Annotated in this window: 19 protein-coding genes; 11 read left to right on the plus strand and 8 right to left on the minus strand. The window is 71.2% G+C overall.

The genetic code is table 11. The features are described from left to right. Positions 1-111 precede the first annotated feature (111 nt). Together ABEG17_RS04280 and ABEG17_RS04285 are read left to right on the plus strand one after the other, a co-directional pair. The gene (locus ABEG17_RS04280) at positions 112-1,488 is read left to right on the plus strand and encodes a PspC domain-containing protein (RefSeq protein WP_406832049.1); all 1,377 of its coding nucleotides are present in this window, start codon (positions 112-114) and stop codon (positions 1,486-1,488) included. Between the two features lie 5 nt (positions 1,489-1,493). Continuing rightward, positions 1,494-2,006, plus strand: a complete 513-nt coding sequence (locus tag ABEG17_RS04285; protein ID WP_406832050.1) for a hypothetical protein — start codon at positions 1,494-1,496, stop codon at positions 2,004-2,006. 91 nt (positions 2,007-2,097) lie between these two features. On the opposite strand, the gene ABEG17_RS04290 is transcribed toward ABEG17_RS04285, so the two are convergent. Together ABEG17_RS04290 and ABEG17_RS04295 are read right to left on the minus strand one after the other, a co-directional pair. After that, positions 2,098-2,904 carry an NUDIX domain-containing protein gene (locus ABEG17_RS04290; protein WP_406832051.1) on the minus strand — a complete coding sequence of 269 codons (807 nt, stop codon included), beginning with the start codon at positions 2,902-2,904 and terminating at the stop codon, positions 2,098-2,100. Then, positions 2,901-4,028, minus strand: coding sequence for a glycosyltransferase family 4 protein (locus ABEG17_RS04295; RefSeq protein ID WP_406832052.1), 1,128 nt, complete (start codon positions 4,026-4,028; stop codon positions 2,901-2,903). The genes ABEG17_RS04290 and ABEG17_RS04295 overlap by 4 nt, the downstream gene beginning before the upstream one ends. A 35-nt stretch (positions 4,029-4,063) precedes the next feature. Between ABEG17_RS04295 and ABEG17_RS04300 the strand changes: the two genes are divergently transcribed. From ABEG17_RS04300 to ABEG17_RS04310, 3 genes are read left to right on the plus strand one after another with little or no spacing between them, the layout of a single operon-like run. Then, positions 4,064-4,897, plus strand: a complete 834-nt coding sequence (locus ABEG17_RS04300) for a PIG-L deacetylase family protein (RefSeq protein ID WP_406832053.1) — start codon at positions 4,064-4,066, stop codon at positions 4,895-4,897. Then, entirely contained in the window at positions 4,894-5,976 is a 1,083-nt protein-coding gene (locus tag ABEG17_RS04305) for a YbhN family protein (protein ID WP_406832054.1), read from the plus strand. The genes ABEG17_RS04300 and ABEG17_RS04305 overlap by 4 nt, the downstream gene beginning before the upstream one ends. Further along, positions 5,969-6,466, plus strand: coding sequence for a hypothetical protein (locus ABEG17_RS04310; protein ID WP_406832055.1), 498 nt, complete (start codon positions 5,969-5,971; stop codon positions 6,464-6,466). Before ABEG17_RS04305 ends, ABEG17_RS04310 begins: the two co-directional genes overlap by 8 nt. Before the next feature lie 5 nt (positions 6,467-6,471). Here the strand turns inward: ABEG17_RS04310 and ABEG17_RS04315 are convergent, their stop codons facing one another. From ABEG17_RS04315 to ABEG17_RS04325, 3 genes are read right to left on the minus strand one after another with little or no spacing between them, the layout of a single operon-like run. Next, entirely contained in the window at positions 6,472-7,260 is a 789-nt protein-coding gene (locus ABEG17_RS04315; RefSeq protein WP_406832056.1) for an aminoglycoside phosphotransferase, read from the minus strand. 54 nt (positions 7,261-7,314) lie between these two features. After that, positions 7,315-8,130, minus strand: coding sequence for a type 1 glutamine amidotransferase (locus ABEG17_RS04320; RefSeq protein WP_406832057.1), 816 nt, complete (start codon positions 8,128-8,130; stop codon positions 7,315-7,317). Beyond that, positions 8,127-9,434, minus strand: coding sequence for a MurT ligase domain-containing protein (locus ABEG17_RS04325; protein ID WP_406832058.1), 1,308 nt, complete (start codon positions 9,432-9,434; stop codon positions 8,127-8,129). Before ABEG17_RS04325 ends, ABEG17_RS04320 begins: the two co-directional genes overlap by 4 nt. Before the next feature lie 201 nt (positions 9,435-9,635). Here ABEG17_RS04325 and ABEG17_RS04330 point away from each other — a divergent pair, with 201 nt between their 5' ends. The 3 genes from ABEG17_RS04330 to ABEG17_RS04340 all read left to right on the plus strand — a co-directional run bounded on the left by ABEG17_RS04330 (position 9,636) and on the right by ABEG17_RS04340 (position 11,168). Then, entirely contained in the window at positions 9,636-10,022 is a 387-nt protein-coding gene (locus ABEG17_RS04330; protein WP_406832059.1) for a hypothetical protein, read from the plus strand. Between the two features lie 78 nt (positions 10,023-10,100). Beyond that, entirely contained in the window at positions 10,101-10,499 is a 399-nt protein-coding gene (locus ABEG17_RS04335) for a hypothetical protein (RefSeq protein WP_406832060.1), read from the plus strand. 75 nt (positions 10,500-10,574) lie between these two features. Further along, on the plus strand, positions 10,575-11,168 hold the full coding sequence (locus tag ABEG17_RS04340) for a GNAT family N-acetyltransferase (RefSeq protein WP_406832061.1): 594 nt from the start codon (positions 10,575-10,577) through the stop codon (positions 11,166-11,168). A 12-nt stretch (positions 11,169-11,180) separates the two neighbouring features. Here the strand turns inward: ABEG17_RS04340 and ABEG17_RS04345 are convergent, their stop codons facing one another. Together ABEG17_RS04345 and ABEG17_RS04350 are read right to left on the minus strand one after the other, a co-directional pair. Then, on the minus strand, positions 11,181-12,761 hold the full coding sequence (locus ABEG17_RS04345) for a phospholipase D-like domain-containing protein (protein ID WP_406832062.1): 1,581 nt from the start codon (positions 12,759-12,761) through the stop codon (positions 11,181-11,183). Between the two features lie 121 nt (positions 12,762-12,882). Beyond that, entirely contained in the window at positions 12,883-13,311 is a 429-nt protein-coding gene (locus tag ABEG17_RS04350) for a nuclear transport factor 2 family protein (protein ID WP_406832063.1), read from the minus strand. Positions 13,312-13,612: 301 nt separating this feature from the next. On the opposite strand from ABEG17_RS04350, the gene ABEG17_RS04355 reads away from it, so the two are divergent. Further along, a complete protein-coding gene (locus ABEG17_RS04355; RefSeq protein WP_406832064.1) occupies positions 13,613-14,179 on the plus strand; it encodes a dihydrofolate reductase family protein in 567 nt (188 codons plus the stop codon). 20 nt (positions 14,180-14,199) lie between these two features. On the opposite strand, the gene ABEG17_RS04360 is transcribed toward ABEG17_RS04355, so the two are convergent. Beyond that, positions 14,200-14,769 carry a GNAT family N-acetyltransferase gene (locus tag ABEG17_RS04360; RefSeq protein WP_406832065.1) on the minus strand — a complete coding sequence of 190 codons (570 nt, stop codon included), beginning with the start codon at positions 14,767-14,769 and terminating at the stop codon, positions 14,200-14,202. A gap of 144 nt (positions 14,770-14,913) precedes the next feature. On the opposite strand from ABEG17_RS04360, the gene ABEG17_RS04365 reads away from it, so the two are divergent. Both ABEG17_RS04365 and ABEG17_RS04370 read left to right on the plus strand, forming a co-directional pair. Then, positions 14,914-15,849 (plus strand): ATP-binding cassette domain-containing protein, encoded by a 936-nt coding sequence (locus ABEG17_RS04365; RefSeq protein WP_406832066.1) that lies wholly within the window; start codon positions 14,914-14,916, stop codon positions 15,847-15,849. Continuing rightward, positions 15,846-17,474 carry an ABC transporter permease gene (locus ABEG17_RS04370; protein WP_406832067.1) on the plus strand — a complete coding sequence of 543 codons (1,629 nt, stop codon included), beginning with the start codon at positions 15,846-15,848 and terminating at the stop codon, positions 17,472-17,474. Before ABEG17_RS04365 ends, ABEG17_RS04370 begins: the two co-directional genes overlap by 4 nt. Positions 17,475-17,485: the final 11 nt, after the last annotated feature.

Genomic DNA, 17,485 nt, shown 5'->3' on the forward strand with positions numbered 1-17,485 from the left:
CTACTCGGGGTCCGAAACCGAGCCCGCTCAGGGTGCAGGAAGGGCCTTTCGGGGTCGGTTCAGGGTCGACCCTCATGGTTGGAGCCTCCGGGCGCCGACACCATGGATGACATGACGCAGACCCCTGGGCCGACGACCGGCCCGACGAACGACACGAACACCTCCGGCCTCGACCGGTTCTTCGGCTGGCTCCGGTCCATCGACCTGCGCCGTGACGGCGACGACAAGTGGCTCGCCGGCGTGTGCTCCGGGATCGCCACCCGGCTCGGCGTGGACCCCATCGTCATCCGGGCCGTCCTCGTGCTGCTCGTCGTCATGGGCGGCGTCGGCATCACCGTCTACCTCATCGCCTGGGCGTTCCTGCCCAACGACAAGGAGGACATCGTCGCCGAACGCGCCCTGCGCGACGGTGACGTCCTCGGGATCGTCCTGTTGCTCGTCATCGGCCTGTCGCTCGTCGGCGGCAGCGGGTTCGCCGGCGACGTGCCCGGCATGAGCTGGATCTGGTGGGTCGTCCTTCCCGTCGGCCTCGTCGTCTGGCTCGTGACCCGCCAGCGCAACACCGCTGCGGCCGTGCCCGGTGGCGCCGCGACGGGAGCCGCTTCAGGAGCCACTTCGGGAGCCACGCCTGGTGGCACGTCGTCCACCGTGGCTGCCGCGACCGGCGCGCCCTCGACCGTGACGACGCCGACCGAGTTCCCTGGCGCCATCACCACGCCCTACGGCGCCCCCACTCCGCCCGGGAGCAGCCTTCCCCCGGCTCCCCCCACCGGGCCGCCGCCGCGACCTGCCAAGCCCCCGCGGGCACCCCGGGCACCTCGCCGACGCTCCGGTGGCCTCGCCGCCACGCTGCTCATCGGCGGACTGGCCGTCGCGGCATACGGACTCACCTCCTGGGCCCACCAGGCGAACCACTGGTCCGGCAGCGACCAGACCGTGGCCCTGTGCGCCGCCCTCGCGGTGGTCGGGCTGGGCGTCCTCGGTCTCGGGATCACCGGACGACGGTCGGGCCTGACCGGGTTCGTGGCGGTGGTGCTGATCCTGGTCACCTGGACCGCATCGGTGGTGCCGGACGTCACCTTCGGCGGAGGCATCGGCGAGCGGGTCTGGCGGCCTTCGGTCACGGACACGACGCAGACCTACACGCTCAGCGTCGGCTCGGCCGACCTCGACCTCTCCCAGCTGCCGGACAACCCCGACGTTGCTCGCCAGGTCGAGGCGCGGGTCGGCATGGGCGAGCTGCGGATCCGCATCCCGAAGAACCTCACCGTTGAGCTGCACAGCTCGGTGGCGGCCGGTCAGATCACCCACGCCGACTACGGGTCCCTCGACCCGCTGAGCCCCCCGACCGACCAGACCTCCCCCGCCCCCGTCGACACGAACGACGGCCGCAACGTCAGCACGGTGCAGACGTTCGGCGCAGGCAAGCCCGACGTCGTCGTCGACGCCCACGTCGGGCTCGGCCAGATCCTCGTCAGCACGCAGTGAACGCCATGAACACCAACGACGCCAACGACACCAACGAGCCCACCGACCCGACCGACCCGAGCAACGAGGACACCGTGGACGACACGACTCACGACACCGACGCGACCCAGCAGCTCCCTGTCCGCGACGACACCCCGACCGAGGTCCGCGAACCGGTCGACACCACCGTCTTCGGACCCGCGACCGCCCAGCTCCCCCAAGGGGCGTCGGCAGCAGCTGACCCCGGCACGGATCCCTCCACCGGGCCCGTCGACACCAGCGCTGCCGCGCCCGTCGCAGCGGCAGGCGCGTGGCCGCCCCCGGCGCGGCCGCGACCGACCGGGCCGTACGCCCCGGCGATCATCCTCGGCCTCGTGGCGTTGGCCGTGGCCGGGATCGTCCTGGCCCAGGAGCTCGGCAACCTCACCGTCGACTGGGGTGATGTGGGTCCGCTCGGCTTCGTCGCGGTCGGCGCCGTCCTCGTCATCCTCGGTGTCGTCGGCCTGGTCAGCTCGAACCGTCGCAACGCCCGCTCCTGAGGACCCAACCGCTCACTGTGATCACTTCGCGTCGTTGAAGGACGAGGGCAACAACGCCACGTGATCACAGTGAGCGTTCCGGAGGGCCGGGTCAGGCGCGCCCGAGCCAGCGCTTCATGTGCGGGGCGAACGACCGTCCCAGGTGGTAGTGACCGAGGTCCTCGACCCGCACCCACCGCACCGACTCCGTCGACCCTCCGACGTCGTGGACGACGGGGTCGGTCGGCGAAGGGCACCACGCGGCATACACGATCCGGATGGCGTGGAAGTCCTCCAACCGGCGGCTCGGTGCCCGCCCGATCCAGTGGGACGTGTGCGCCTCCAGGAGCCGCACGCCCTCCACCCGCTGGCCGCTCTCCTCCCACACCTCCCGGTGCAGGGCGGCGACCGGTTCCTCGCCGGGGTCGAGACCGCCGCCGGGCAGGGTCCACCGGCCCGGCGACGAGGTCAGTGCCGACAGCTCGGTGAGCAGGACGCCACGCTCGCTGGTGACGACACCGTATGCAGCGGTGCGCTGGTAGGCCTGCGCGGCCTCACCGGGCTCCACGACCAGTCCCGGGTCCGTGGGCACCGGGTCCGCGGGCCCCGGTTCCATGGGCACCGGGGCTGTGGGCACCGGGGCTGTGGGCACCGGGGCTGTGGGCACCGGTTCCATGGGCACCGGCTCTGCGGGGACCGGGGCCGGCCCAGGAGCGGAAGGCGGCCCGACGACGGGGGCGGAGTCGACGGCATACCGCAGGGCCAGCGAGCCGTCGGTGTCGCGGTGGGCGTCGACCAGGCCGTCGACCGTCCAGCCGCGCCGCACGAGCTCGCGCACCGGGTCGGCGCCGTGCTCGAGGACGAAGGACACCGCACGACCGTCCGGGGCCCGGCCGTGCACGCGCACGGGGGTGCTCACACCGCACCGGCCCGGCGGTACTCGGACTCGGCGATCTCGACCACCGACGGCCACGTCTGCTCGGGGGCGACCGTGGCGTTGTGGTTGGCGATGCGCTGCCGCAGGGGCTCGTCGGTGACGAGCTGCACGAGACCCGCCACCAAGGCGTCGTCGTCGGCTCCCAGCACCCCGTCCACGCCGTCGACGACGAAGTCACCGACCCCGGTGTCCGCCCGCGCGAGCACCGGCAGCCCGGCGGTGCGCGCCTCGAGGGCAGCGATCCCGAACGCCTCCAGTCGCGCTGGGGTCAGGTAGAGGTCGCTGCGCCAGTAGCTCTCGCGCAGCTCGTCGCGGGTGACCCGACCGGGCAGGTGCACCCAGTCCCCCATGGCGTGGCTGGCGACGAACTTCTCCAGCCGGCGCCGTTCCGGTCCCTCGCCGTAGACCGTCAGGCGCATCCGGCGCTCCGGGGGCAGCAGCTCGCGCGCGCGGGCGGCCACCTCGAGCACCGCCAGCGGCCGCTTGCGAGCGGCGAACCGCATCGACGCGACGACCTCGACCGGGCCGCCCTGGTCGCGCAGCAGAGCCCCCGGGGGCGACCAGCGGTCGGTGTCGATGCCGTTGGGGAGCACCCGGACCTCGTGGTCCGTGCCGACCACGGTCTGCACGGACGCCGCGGCGACACCGGAGACCGCCGACAGCGCGGCCCCCTGCTCACCCCAGCGGCGGGCGTGGCCCAGCAGGCGGAACACCGGGCGAGACCGCTCCATGAGGCAGTGCCAGGTGATGGCCGTCGGCAGGTCGATCCCGATGGCCACGCCGGCGAGGTCGGTGGCGAACGGGCTCACCACCCCCATGTGCACGTGCGCGACGTCGAACCCGCCCGAGCGCAGCCGGCGCCGGACCTCCTTCGGCGCGAGCGGGTTGACCGGCAGCTCCCACGGCAGCCGCAGCGCCATCCGGTGGACCGGCACGTCGTCGACGACCTCGACGACCCCGTGGCGCTCGCCGAGGGCTCCCGGTGTGGCCGTGAACACCTCCACCTCGTGCCCGCGGGCCAGCAGACGCGCCGCGAGGTCATGCGTCTGGACCTCGATACCGCCCAGCCTGGGCAGGTAACAGTCCGTCAGCAGGGCCACCTTCACGGACCAGAGCCTGCCATGCGACAGGATGGCTCGTGATGACCCACACCCTGGTGGCCTTCCACGCCCACCCCGACGACGAGGCGCTCCTGACCTCGGGGACGATGGCGCGCGCCGCCGCAGAGGGTCACCGCGTGGTCGTCGTGGTCGCCACCGACGGCGACCTCGGGCTCGCGTCGGACGAGTTCACCGGGGGTTCGACCGGCGACGGCCGCCTCGGCGAGCGTCGCCTGGCCGAGCTGCACGAGAGCGCCCGGGCCCTGGGCGTGTCGAGGGTCGAGTGGCTGGGCTACGCCGACAGCGGGATGGTCGGCGAGGTCGGCGCAGACCCCGAGGGGCGGGTGCGGTTCGTGCGCGCCGACGTCGAGGAGGCCGCCGAACGGCTGGCGAGGATCCTGCGCGAGGAGGACGCCGACGTCCTGCTGTCCTACGACCGCAACGGCGGCTACGGTCACCGCGACCACATCAGGGTCCACCAGGTCGGCGCCCGCGCCGCTGCGCTGGCCGGCACCCCGCGCGTCCTGCAGGCCACGGTCCCCCGCGACACCATGACGCGAGCCATCGACCTCGCGGCGAAGGTCTACCGATTCCCACCGGACTTCGACCGCGACGGGTTCAACCGCGCGTTCAGCGCCCGCGAGGAGATCACCCACCGCATCAACGTCCGCCGGTATGCCGCCGCGAAGCGGGCCTCCATGCGCGCCCACGCCTCCCAGGCGAGTGCCGAGGCCGGCGCCGACCGGACCCTCGCAGCCTTCCTGCGCATCCCCCGGCCGCTGTACGACCTGGTGTTCGGCCGCGAGTGGTTCGTCGACCCGGCCCGCCCGAAGGGGTCACGCATCGCCACCGACATCTTCGAGGACCTCCCATGAGCACCGCCTCGACCGCGGACGGCCCGGGGACCCGGCCCGCCCGGTCGCGGGGACGGACCCTGCTGCAGGGTGCGCTGGGTCTGGGACTTGCCGCCGCCCTGCTGGTCTGGGGCCTGCCACGGGTCGCCCACGTGACGTGGCCGCAGATCTGGCACGTCCTGAGCGGGGTGCCCGCCACCACGGCGCTGTTCCTGCTCGGCGGGGTGGTCGTCGGGCTCTACTGCTACACCTTCACGCTCACCGGGTCGCTGCACGGACTGCGCCACTGGCAGGCCCTCATCGTCAACGTCGCGGGGTCGTCGGTGGGCAACCTCCTGCCCGGCGGCGGCGCGGCCGGTCTCGCCGCGACATACACGATCTGTCGTTCCTGGGGTTTCTCGCGCCGCGACATCTCGACCTCCGCGATCGTCACCGGGGTCTGGAACGTCCTTGCCCGAATCGCGTTGCCGCTCGTCGCGATTGCGGCGCTGCTCGCTGGCGCGGACTCCGACGTGCCGGGCGCCCTCAAGGACGCTGCGGTGGCCGGCGGGATCAGCGGCGCCATCATCCTGGGCATCTTCGTGGCCATCCTCGTCTCGGAGCCCGCTGCCGTGGCCATCGGCCGCGGTCTCGACAAGGTGCTGGGACGGCTCTTCAAGCGGCGCAACATGAGCGTCGAGGCCCTCGTCATCGACCTGCGCGCCCGCATCAGCGACATCGTGCGGACCGGCTGGCTGAGCATGACGCTGGGGCTGGTCGGCTTCTTCGGGATCTACTACGTGCTGTTCCTCGTCTGCATGCACACGACGGGCGTCCGGCTGTTCTACGGGCAGCTGTTCGCGGCCTACGCCCTCGGTCGCCTGCTGACCGCGGTCGGCGTCACGCCTGGCGGCCTCGGCGTCACCGAGGCCGCGACCTCGGCGGCCCTCATCGCCTGGGGGGCCGACCCCGCCGAGGCGGTCGCCGGCGCCGTCCTGTTCTCGGTCTACACCCATCTGATGGAGATCCCGCTCGGTGCCCTCGGCTGGCTCGCCTGGTCGCTGAGCCCCAAGAAGGAGCCCGTCGAGGACGTCACGACCCCGGAGGCCTCCCGTGCCTGACGACCACGCGGCCAACGACGCGGCCGGCGACGCGGCGGGCGACGCGGCGGGCGACGCGGCCGACGACGCCGCCAGGCGGCGAGCAGAACGGGCCGAGCGCGCGGACTACCACGTCGAGGCCGACCGCAAGCGGCGCGAGCGCGAGTCGGTCAAGGCGCAGGAGATGATCGACCGCTTCGTGGAGCAGGTGTCGGAGGCAGGCTTCCCGACCCAGGAGCTGACCGCCCGGCCGTGGTCCGGCCGTGGCCGCTACAAGACCGGGATCACCGGGTGGTACCTGCGGCGCGACCAGTCCATCGGCATCGGCACCGACGGCGCGTACTACGTCCTCGTCGTCCCCTCCGAGCGCTTCGGGCGGTGGCGGACCGTGACGGTCGAGCCGACGCCTCCCCCGCTGCAGGTCGGGGCCGGCGCCCGGGACGGTGAGTCCGCGACCCTCGAGGAGCTGCTCCGCCTGCGCCTCTCGTGGGGCACCGGCGCCGAGGCCTGAGGCGGCTACTGGGGGTCGCTCAGGAGGCGGAACAACCGCGCTCGCAGCATCGCCTCCCGGTGCTCACCGTGGTGCCAGTGCTCCAACGCCGTCGGGTCGGCTCCGTGCCAGGTGACGGCATCGAGGACACAGACGGCCTCGGCCCACAGCGGTGACCGCCAGTAGGGCGCGAGGTCGATGACCACGGGTGTCCCCGTCGCATCGAGCAGGACGTTCCCCGCGAGGTCCCCGTGGACGAGCTGCTCCGACCGCGCCGGAGGCGAACCCGTCCCGGCGAGGCTCCGCAGCTCGGCCACCCAGCCGTCGGCCACCCCAGAGCCTTGCCGGGCCACCGCCGCTGCCAACGCGTCGATCGGACCCCAGACCAGGCGGTCGGCCTCTGCCCAGCGGTCAGTGCGCGTGTCGAGCCCGGCGGGGCGCTGCGGCACGGCCACGGCGAGCCTCGCGTGGAGCAACCGGCCGGTGGCCACCAGCACGTCGAGGTCGGTGCAGGCGGTGGTGTCGGGCTCGTATCGGCTGGCCGCCCAGCCGTCGACCACCCACGAGCCCTCGCGGGCCGGGATCGGCATCGCGATGCGCACCGCTCGCGCCGGCTCGAGGTCGAGGGCCACGGCCTGCCGGGCCAGCACCGGGCTCAGCCAGTCCTGCGTGGCGGCGTCACGGCCCGGCGAGAGGACGAGGTCGCCTGCCACGACGCTGCCACCCCGACCGCCGGCCAGCGGTCGCACGTCGTCGGGGACGGCGAAGAGGTCGAGCACCTTGTCCGGCACGGGTGGGGCACCGGCAGTGGTCATCGCGTCGGGACCGGCGGACGCGTGGTGAGCAGGCGGCATACCGGAGCCTGGCCCTCAGCGCTTGACGAGGCGGCGCACCTGACGGGTGCGGGCCTCGTCGGCGAAGGCGTCGTCCTGGCCGGCCGGCTCGAACGGGCGGCCCGTGGCGCGCTCTGCCGCGAGCGCGATCAGCGCGTCGGCGAGGGCGGGGTTGGCGGGCAGGATCGGCCCGTGCAGGTAGGAGCCGAACACGTTGCCCGTGCGGGCGCCCTCGGTCTGGTCGGTGCCGTTGTTGCCGAACCCCGACTTCACCGTGCCGAACGCAGCCTGGCCGGGGCCGAGAGTCGTTGAGCCTGAATGGTTCTCGTAGCCGACGACGTCGCCGAACTCGGTGTCGAGCACCACCGGCCCGATCATCCGCTTGGCGTTGCCCTGGGTCGTCACGTCGAGGATGCCGAGGCCGGGCAGCCGCTTGCCTTCGACGGTGATGAACGCGTTCCCGAAGAGCTGGTACATGCCGCAGATCATGAGCATCGGCGTCCCGTCGGCGGCGAGTCCGCGCAGCCGGTCGGCGATCTGCGCGAGGTCCTCCTCGACGCGGACCTGACCGGAGTCCTGGCCGCCACCGCCGAGGACGAGGTGCACGGTCTCGGGGAACGCGGTGCCGGGGTGGTGCTGGTGGACGACGGGGCTGTAGCCGTGGCGCCGGATGCGGGCGGCGAGCGCGCGGGTGTTGCCGAGGTCGCCGTAGATGCTCATCTCGCGCGGGTAGAGGTGCACGAGGTGGATGGCGCCCTTGCCGACGCGGTCGCCCTCGGGGACCACTGCAGAGTCCGTGGGCTCGCCGGGGATGAAGACGTCCTGGGAGCTGGACGGTGGCTGGATGGTCATGAGGCCTCCTCGCCGATGTCGGGCAGGTCGTAGCGGGCGGCGAGCACCCGACGCAGCGCCATCATCGCGGTGTAGGTGCAGAAGATCCGCTTGGGCTCGTCGGGGTGCGCGGCGAGGAAGGCGTCGAGCGCGGGCTCCAGGGACGGCTCGACCCGTTCGACGGCGACGTCGTCGTACTGCAGCCGAAGCGCCATGTCGTAGCCGCGGACTCCGCTGGTCACGGCGACACCGCGGCTGCGCAGGCTCTCGAAGCTCACGTCGTAGAGCCAGGAGACGTCGCGGCCGTCGGCATAGTTGTCGTTGATCGCGACCATGGTGGCGACCGGCGTGTTGCCGTACGTGCCGAGGGCGACGGTGAAGCCGGCGGGGTTCTTGACGAGAACGAGCTCGAGCGGCTGACCGTCGACCATGACGACCTCACCGCGACCGAATGGTGGTGTCACTGCGCGCAGAGCGGCTGCAGCCCGCTCGGGGTCGAACGCGTCGCCGAGCAGCATCCGGGCCGTCGCCGTGGCTGCCGTCGCGTTGATCATCGCGGCCAGGCCCCGCTGCTGGAGCTCGAGCGGGCCGACGGTGCCGGACCCTGCTCCGCCGTCGCCGAAGATGACCTCGAAGGTCCGCTCGTCGGTGGGCTTCAGCAGTCCGTCATCGGGCCCGCCGACCGGCGGCACGAAGTCGTCCTCGAAGCGGACGTCCTGCTCCTGCAGCTCGGGGAGCCGGTCGGCGATCGAGGCGTCGACCCCGAAGTAGTGCACGTCCACGCCGGAGCCGACCCGGTCGCGGATCCGGGAGACGAACGAGTCGTCGAGGTTGAGCACGACGCCGGTCGTGGCCTGCTCGGCGAGGCTGGCCAGCAGCTGGGCCGTGTGGTCGATCTCGGCGAACCGGTCGAGCTGGTCGCGGGCGACGTTGAGCAGCAGCGCGTGGGTGGGCTTCACGGCGTCGGCGAACTTCAGGGCGTGGGCCTCGTCGAGCTCGAGCACAGCCATGTCGGCCACCAGTCGGCCGCGCAACGGCAGCTCGCCGAGCATCGAGGAGATGACACCTCGGGTGAAGTTGCTGCCCGTCGGGTTGGTGAAGACGGTCTTGCCGTGGGCGCGGAGCACTGCGACGAGCATCTTGGTCGTCGTGGTCTTGCCGTTGGTGCCGGTGACGACGAGGATCCCGCCGCGGACGTCCGCGAGGGAGTGGGCGAGGAACCCGGGGTCGACCTTCTCGGCCACCAGGCCCGGAAGGGCGGAACCGCCACCGCGCAGGCGTGACGCAGCCCGGGCAGCCTTGCCTGCGACCACTGCCGCCGTCATCCTCAGCACCCTGCAGACCCTAACGGTCCCGGCGCCGAACCCAGGCACGCGCCCGCCCCGGCAAGGACTGACGCGAGCACGTCGTCCCGGACCGTGGTGCGGGTCGCCCGTCACACCACGCCTGCGCACGGGGACGAACGGCCCTGTCGGCGACGTCTTCGCCCGGGGCATCGTGGAGCTGCATCCAAGGAGGTGCGTTCGATGGTCGTCCGTGACGTTCCGCGTGAAGGGCGCGATGCGGGTCCACAAGGCAGACCGACGCCTGGCGACAGGGCCTACCGTCGCGCCTGGTGGTCGCTGGCGCTGTACCCCCTGTCCTTCGTCGCCTCATTCATCGTTGGCGAAGGCATCTTCTCGGCACTGACCAGCGACACCGAACACCCATCCGTGTGGCAGGTGCTGACTGCCGGCGTTCCCGCGCTGCTGGTGTTCGTCCTACCCGGTGTCCTCGCCGTGTGGCAGGGACGCCGAGCGATGCGCTCCGGTCGAAGCGACGGCCGGGTGCCAGCCATCGTCGGTGCCGCCATCGGTGGAGGGTTCGTGGTGCTGAACCTCGCCTCATACCTTGTCGGTCTTGTGGTCCAGTGAGCCTTGCCGCCGGCGGCAACAACGCGGCGAAACGGGGCAGCACACGAGGGCCGGTGAAGCGATGGCAGGCTCTCCACCATGAGTCCAGTCACCGTGGAGACGCTGCGCCTGTTCCTGCACGTCCTGGCCGCCACCGTCTGGGTCGGGGGCCAGGTCACCCTCGCTGCCCTGGTGCCGGCGCTTCGCGCTGCCGGGACTGACGTGCCGAAGGCCGCCGCCAACGCCTTCAACCGGATCGCCTGGCCCGCGTTCGGCGTCCTGGTGGTGACGGGCATCTGGAACGTGGTCGCCGAGGGCGACAAGGGGCCCGCCTACGAGCACACCCTGATGCTGAAGTACACGCTCGTGGTCGCGTCCGGCGTCACCGCCTTCCTGCACGCCCAGGCCGCTTCGCGCAGGGCAATGGCGGTGTTCGGCGCGCTCACCGGACTCACCGCGCTGGCCACCCTGTTCGTCGGGATCATGCTCGCCGGCTGAACGTCCCCATCCGGTAGTCGGTCCCAGCGATACTGCCCACCACGCCTCCGACAGCGGCTTGAACAGGAGAACCAGATGGCGGACTTCACCTGGCTGCCGGCCAACCAGGCAACCGTCGAGGACGTCGAGGCGGTGTTCGGTTCCGGGGGCGCCCACAAGTGCCGTTGCCAGGCCATGAAGGTGCCCGGCTGGATCTGGCGCGACACCACCCAGGAACAGAGGGACGCCGCGCTGCTGGAGCAGACGGCCTGCGGCACCACGGGACCGACCTCTGGGCTGATCGGGTACGTCGACGGCGAGGCAGCCGGCTGGGTGGCGGTCGAGCCGCGGGAGAACTACCCCCGCCTGTGGAGTCGGAAGCAGCCGTGGATGCGGATGGACCCCGAGCTCGAGGGCGTGTGGTCAGTCACGTGCTTCGTCGTGCGCAAGGGGTGGCGGAAGTCGGGGCTGACCTACGAGCTCGCCTCCGCCACCGTCGAGTACGGCGAGAAGGTCGGCGCTCGCGTACTGGAGGGCTACCCGATCGAGCCGCCGCCGGGCAAGACCGTGATCTGGGACGAGGCGTCCGTCGGGCTGGCGCAGGTGTTCCTCGAGGCCGGGTACGAGGTGGTGGCCTCGCCGACCCTGCGTCGGAGAGTGGTGCGTCGAACCCTGAGCGCGCCCTCCTGACCTCGGCAAAGGTCAGTAACGGTCGGTTCCTCGCAGGGCGGGTGGCCTGCCGTCCGGGTCCTGGACCGCGTCCAGCGGCAACGCCGCCCATTGACGCTCGCGCGCGGTGAGCTGGGGCAGCGGCAGCCGCCGCAGTCGTCCGGGCGGTCGCGTCCCGCGCTTCCCGCCTGCGTGCCAGTCGTCGAGGGCTGCGGCGTGGGCGGCGTAGGCCTCGAACATCCCGGCAGCGTCGACGCAGTCGCTCATCGCCGCCTCGAGCCCATGATCGGCCACCTTATCCAGCCTGTCGAGGTGCTCAGCGCCGAGGGTGAGGCGCAGCTCGCGCGCGTAGTCCTCGTCCAGGACGACGGCTGCAAGCTCGGAGTCGTGCGTCCACGAGCGGCGACTCAGGTTGTCCGAACCGGTGCTGGCCCAGATGTCGTCGATGACGCACACCTTGGCGTGCACGTAGACGGGGACGCCGGCGTGGTTCTCCACGCCGTATGCCGCGACGCGTCCGGGAGCGGCCTTCATCAGGCGACCGATCGCCCGGTGACGACCGAGCAGCTGTGGCACACGGTTCAGCCCGGCGAGGTCCGGCACGAGCGGGATCACCACGATCAGGCGCAGCTCGGACTGCGCCCGCAGCTGCCCCTCGAAGGCTCGCGCGACGTCGTGGCCCCAGAAGTACTGGTCCTCGACATACACGATCCTCTGCGCCCGACCCGCAGCCTTGCGGTATCCGCGGGCGACGCTGCGCTCACCGCCCTTGGCAAAGGGGTAGTCGCGGCCGAAGGGCAGGCTGGGATAGGTCCTCAGGAGCTGCACGGTGTGCGAGCCCGCGTGCTGAGGAGGAGGCCACTGGTCGGGGAGGTGGTCGGGTGCGCTGTGCAGGCCCCGCAGCCGGTCGGCCACTCGCCGCCACGGGGAGCGCGACAGTGGCGCGGGGTCGTTCCACCGCTCCCTGAAGACCGTCTCGACGTCGTGGACGGCAGGCCCTTGGATGGCCACCTGCACGTCGTGCCAGGGCGGGTGCGCGCCATACTCCTTGGTCAGCGGCTGCGCCTGCGGATCACCGCGGTGCTCGGCGTCGTCCCGCCGGTTGTGGGCGAGGTCGATGCCGCCGACGAACGCGACGTCCCGGCTGGGGTCGTCACGGTGGCGGATCACCACGAACTTCTGGTGGTGCGAGCCTCCCGCACGCACACGCATGTCCAGCAGCACCACCGCGCCCCGCCTCTGCAGCTGCTCGCCGAGGTGACGGTTCTCGGTGGCGAAGAACCCGGTCTTGTCCAGGTGGGAGCGCCACACCAGGCCGCGCACGGTCACGCCTCGTTGGTCCGCGCGGGACAGCACCTCGACCACCTCGCTGCCGGAAGTCCCCGTGAGCTGCTCGTCGGCATCGCCCTGCCAGTCGGTGAAGAACACGATGTCGCCGGCACGGGTCCCCTCGAGCGCGTCGTGCAGCGCCTGGAAGTAGGTCGCTCCATGGATGAGCGGCTGGACGTGGTTGCCCTGGGACCACGCCTCGTCACCGTCGTGCAGGTCGTCGAGCTGGGTCGCCGGGTTCGCCCGCTCGCTTCGGGTCAGCAACCACTCGGCCGGGTCCACCATGCCCCGAGCATGCCGCACCACGACTCGGCGCGGATCACTGATCCGGAATTGCCGGGCGCGAGGTGAGGGGCGCCGCGGGTCCGTCTGCCCTGGGGTCTTCGGGAGTCTCAGTCCTGAGGTCTCAGTCCTCGAGTCGTGGGCGGTGGCCCGACTGCGCCTGCACCGAGTCGTTGATGTCGACCCCGCCCTGCTCGACGAGCTCCGCGAACAGCCGACCACGCACGACGAGCCCTTCCCGCACCGTGAACTGGGTGATCGCGCGAAGGTCGAACGGCTCACCCTGCTCGGTCGTGCCCCACCAGCGCCACTCGCTCCAGACCACGTCCCCCTCCTGCACCGACGCCCGGACCTCCGCGCGCAGGTCCGGGACCCCACTGAGGATGGCGCCCCAGTTCGCCTTCATCTGCGCCCTGCCGCCAAAGCCGCGGGCCGGATGAAAGGGCTGTTCGCTCTGGTAGTCCTCATGCATCAAGGCAGCCATGCCGTCGAGGTCGTGGGCGTTGGTCCGCTCGACCATCTGCCGGATGACTTCCATACCGGTCGCTGCCATGTCCCGCTCCTCAGCCATCGCCCTGCCTGACCAGCGTCCCACCACCGGCCGGACCGAACCACACCCGCGGCACAGAGAACTGACCGGTGCGCGGGCTGACAGCAAACACGTCGCCCTCGCAGGTCGATGGGTCCGCCCCAGGGTGCGGCTGTGATGTTCGGTCGGGAGCTTCGAGACGCCGTGGCCAAGGGCACGATCACCGACGAGACCGCCGAGACGAGACGCCGATGAGAAGTCGCGTCGAGGGTGGTCTGAGTACGGTCGGTGAAGTCGCCCTACGTGCATCAAGGAGATCAACGAGATGAGACCACTTCGCTACTCGATCAACGTCACGCTCGACGGCTGCTGCCACCACCAGGCTGGGCTCCCCCCGGACGAGGAGTCGATGACCTACTGGACGGGCGAGATGGAACGCGCCGGTGCCCTGCTGTACGGCCGGGTGACCTACGAGATGATGGAGTCGGCGTGGCGCCGGCCGGTGACGGGCCCGTGGCCCGACTGGATGGATGAGTGGGAGATCCCGTTCGCCGAGGCCATCGACCGGACGAAGAAGTACGTCGTGTCGAGCACGCTTGGCACGGTGGACTGGAATGCCGAGCTGGTGCGCGGCGACCTGGGGCAGGCAGTTCGACAGCTCAAGGAGGAGCCGGGCGAGGTCATCTCCGTGGGGGGCGTGGCGCTGCCGCTCGCTCTGGCAGACCTAGGACTGATCGACGAGTACGTCTTCCTCGTGCAGCCGGTCCTTGCCGGCCACGGTCCGACGTTGCTCGCCGGTCTGCGCGAGCGCATCAAGCTCGAGCTCGTGGATCGCCGCGACTTCCGGTCAGGGGTGACCGCCCTGAGATACCGGCCGCAGACCACGGCCTGACCTGGCGAACGTCACCACCGCTAGGACTGGCGCTCGCGCCACTCCTCCTCCAGCAACGCATAGCTGTAGCCGTCCATCCATCTCCCAGAAGGATGCAGGGCGTCCCTGCGCGTGTGCGCTTCCCGTCGCATGCCCACCCGCTCCATCAGCCGATAGGAGGCCTCGTTGGCTGCAAAGCAGCTGGCGGTCACTCGGCGCAGACCGAGCTCGTCGAAGCAGACTCGAAGTACCTCCTCAACGGCCTCGGTCGCGTAGCCCTTGCCGCACTCCTCGGGCCGCAGCGCCCAACCGAGCTCGGCCTGTACCCCGCGGCCCTGCGACACCATCCGCACCGGAGCCCAGGCATCCGCGATCTTGACCATGAGGTCGCCGATGATCTCGCCGTCGCGTTCGACCATGAGCAGAACGTCCAGTCGTTCGGGCGCGGCGAACCTGTCGGCAAAGTCCTCCGGAGGGGGTCCCATCCATTGCGTGACGGAGGGCCGGCGCCGGTAGGACAACACAGCGGCGGCATCCCCCACCCGCGCTCGTCGCAGCGTCAACCGAGCCGTGGACACCGGCCATGCGACGTCGTCAAGATCTCGGGGCACGACTCATGGTGACCTACAGGCGTCGCCCATGGCATCACGACGCCGGATCGGGTCGCAGGGGGTCCGGGTTTGGGGACCTTCGACTCTGCCCAGACCAGTCCTCGCAGGCTTGGCTGCAGGTGCGAGTGGAAGGGTGTGGTTCCGATGGCGACTGCGATCGCCGTTTCCGGACTGGTGAAGGACTTCGGCCCCAGCACCCGCGCACTGGATCATCTCGACCTGAACGTCGAGGTCGGTGAGGTCCACGGCTTCCTGGGACCCAACGGCGCCGGCAAGACCACGACGATCCGCGTGCTCCTTGGACTGCTCCGCGCGGATGGTGGTCGGGTCTGCCTGCTCGACGGCGATCCTTGGCTTGACGCCGTCGCGCTGCACCGGCGCCTCGCATACGTCCCGGGCGAGGTGCACCTGTGGCCGAACCTCACCGGTGGAGAGGTGATCGACCTCCTCGGCGACCTGCGTGGCGGTTTGGACTCAGCGCGCCGAGAGGAGCTGCTCGAGCGGTTCCAGCTCGACCCGACGAAGAAGATCCGGGCCTACTCGAAGGGGAACCGGCAGAAGGTCGCCCTGGTGGCGGCGTTCTGCTCCGACGTGGAGCTCTACCTGCTCGATGAGCCCACCTCGGGCCTGGATCCCCTGATGGAAGCGGTGTTCCAGGACGTCGTCCAGGAGCTGCGGGCGGCTGGTCGGAGCATCCTGCTGTCCAGTCACATCCTGTCCGAGGTGGAGGCCCTGTGCGACCGTGTCACGATCATCCGAGCAGGACAGGCAGCCGAGAGCGGCACGTTCGAGGAGCTGCGCCACCTCACCCGCACGTCCGTGGTCGTCGACACGATCCGCCCGCTGCAGGCCGTGGAGTCCTGGCCCGGCGTGCACGATGCTCACCAGCTGGATGGGCACGCCGAGTTCAGCGTCGACCCGGGTGAGCTCAACCAGGTACTGGCACACCTGGTCGAGCTGAAGGTGCGCTCGATGGTGACGTCCCCGCCCACCCTCGAGCAGCTGTTTCTCCGGCACTACGGTGATGGCGCCAGCGACGGCGGCGAGAGGGAGGCCGACCCGGATGCGGTGAAGACGTGAGGAGCGGCTTCACCGGCACGGTGCGGCTGACCCGCCTCGCACTACGGCGCGACCGGGTCACGTTGCCCGCCTGGGTCGTGGGGATGGCCGCGTTCACCGCGGCGACGACGGCCTTGTTCAACGACAACTACACCCGGCACCCAGAGCTCCTGGGGCTGGACACCCGCATCGTCGTCGAGAACCCGGGTATGCGGGTGCTCGGCCTGGTCACCGGACCCACAGTCGGCGGCTACGCCCTGCACCGCGATGGGCTGACGTTGGCCGTGCTTGCCGCGATGATGAGCGTGCTCGCGGTTGTGCGCCACACCCGCCAGTCCGAGGAGCTGGGTCGCGAGGAGATCCTGGGCGCCGGCGTGGTGGGTCGGTATGCCTCCCTGACTGCGGCGACAGCCGTCACGCTCGCCGCGAACCTCGCGCTCGCCCTGATGCTGGCGCTCGGACTCATGCTGGCCGGCCAACCCGTTGCCGGGTCGATGGTGGGCGGCGCGTCGATCGCCTTGGTGGGCGTCTTCTTCACGGGTGTCGCCGCCGTGACCTCGCAGCTGGCGTCGACCAGCCGCGGGGCGATCGGGCTTGCCAGTGCCGGCCTCGGAGCTGCATTCGGGCTCGCGGCCCTGGGCAACATGACCGGGACCGTCGACGCGGCCGCCCTTCGGGTCACCAGCACCTGGCCGACGTGGCTGTCACCGATCGGCTGGGGCCAGCAGATGCGGCCGTTCGCCGACGATCTCTGGTGGCCGCTGGGCCTGGCGGTCGTCGGCGTGGGTTGCCTGTTCCTCGTTTCTGTCACCTTGGCCGCCCGACGGGACGTGGGCCGCGGTATGTGGCCCGAACGCCGCGGTGCCTCCCTCGCCAGCCCAGCGCTGCTGAGCCCGTTCGGCCTGGTCTGGCGGCTGCAGCGGGGAACACTGCTCGGCTGGAGCCTGGGCCTCGTGGGTTTCGGCCTCATCTTTGGAGCACTGAGCGACCAGATCAGCGGCCTGACCGGTGCGGCAACGCAGTGGTACAAGGGATTCGGCGGAGAGGCGGACCTGCTCGGCGCTTACTGGGCCTCGATGATGCAGATCGCGGGCACGACGGTCTCGATCTACGTGGCCACGATCGTGCTTCGCCTCCACCACGATGAGGCGCAGGGCACCGCGGAGTCCGTGCTGGCGACAGCCGTCTCACGGCTGCGTTGGCTGGGCGCTTACGCGCTGAACGCGTTGGCCGGCGCCACCGTCCTGATGGGTGGTTTCGCCCTGGCGATGGGCATCACCGGCGGCAGCACGCTCGGAGGCACGCCGGCTCTGCTGGGTGACCTGGTTGGCGCAGCCGCCGTGCAGCTCCCCGCCATCGCCGTTCTCGGAGCCGCCGCCCTGGCCGTTACCGCGGTGGTTCCGCGGTGGTCACCCGGTCTCGTCTGGGCACTCGTGGTGGCCACCATCGTCACCGGGCCCATGTTCGGCCCCTCGCTGGGGCTGCCGTCGTGGCTGCTGAACCTGTCGCCCTTCACCCACGTGCCGAACGCGCCTGCGACTGCCGCCACCCCTGCCCCGATCCTGGGACTGAGCCTGGCGGGACTGCTGCTGGCACTGTGGTCCATCACCGTCATCCGGCGCCGGAACCTGGCCCTCCCAGCTTGATGCCGCGTCGA

It is taken from the genome of Pedococcus sp. KACC 23699, from assembly GCF_045348425.1.
Lineage (GTDB): Bacteria > Actinomycetota > Actinomycetes > Actinomycetales > Dermatophilaceae > Pedococcus.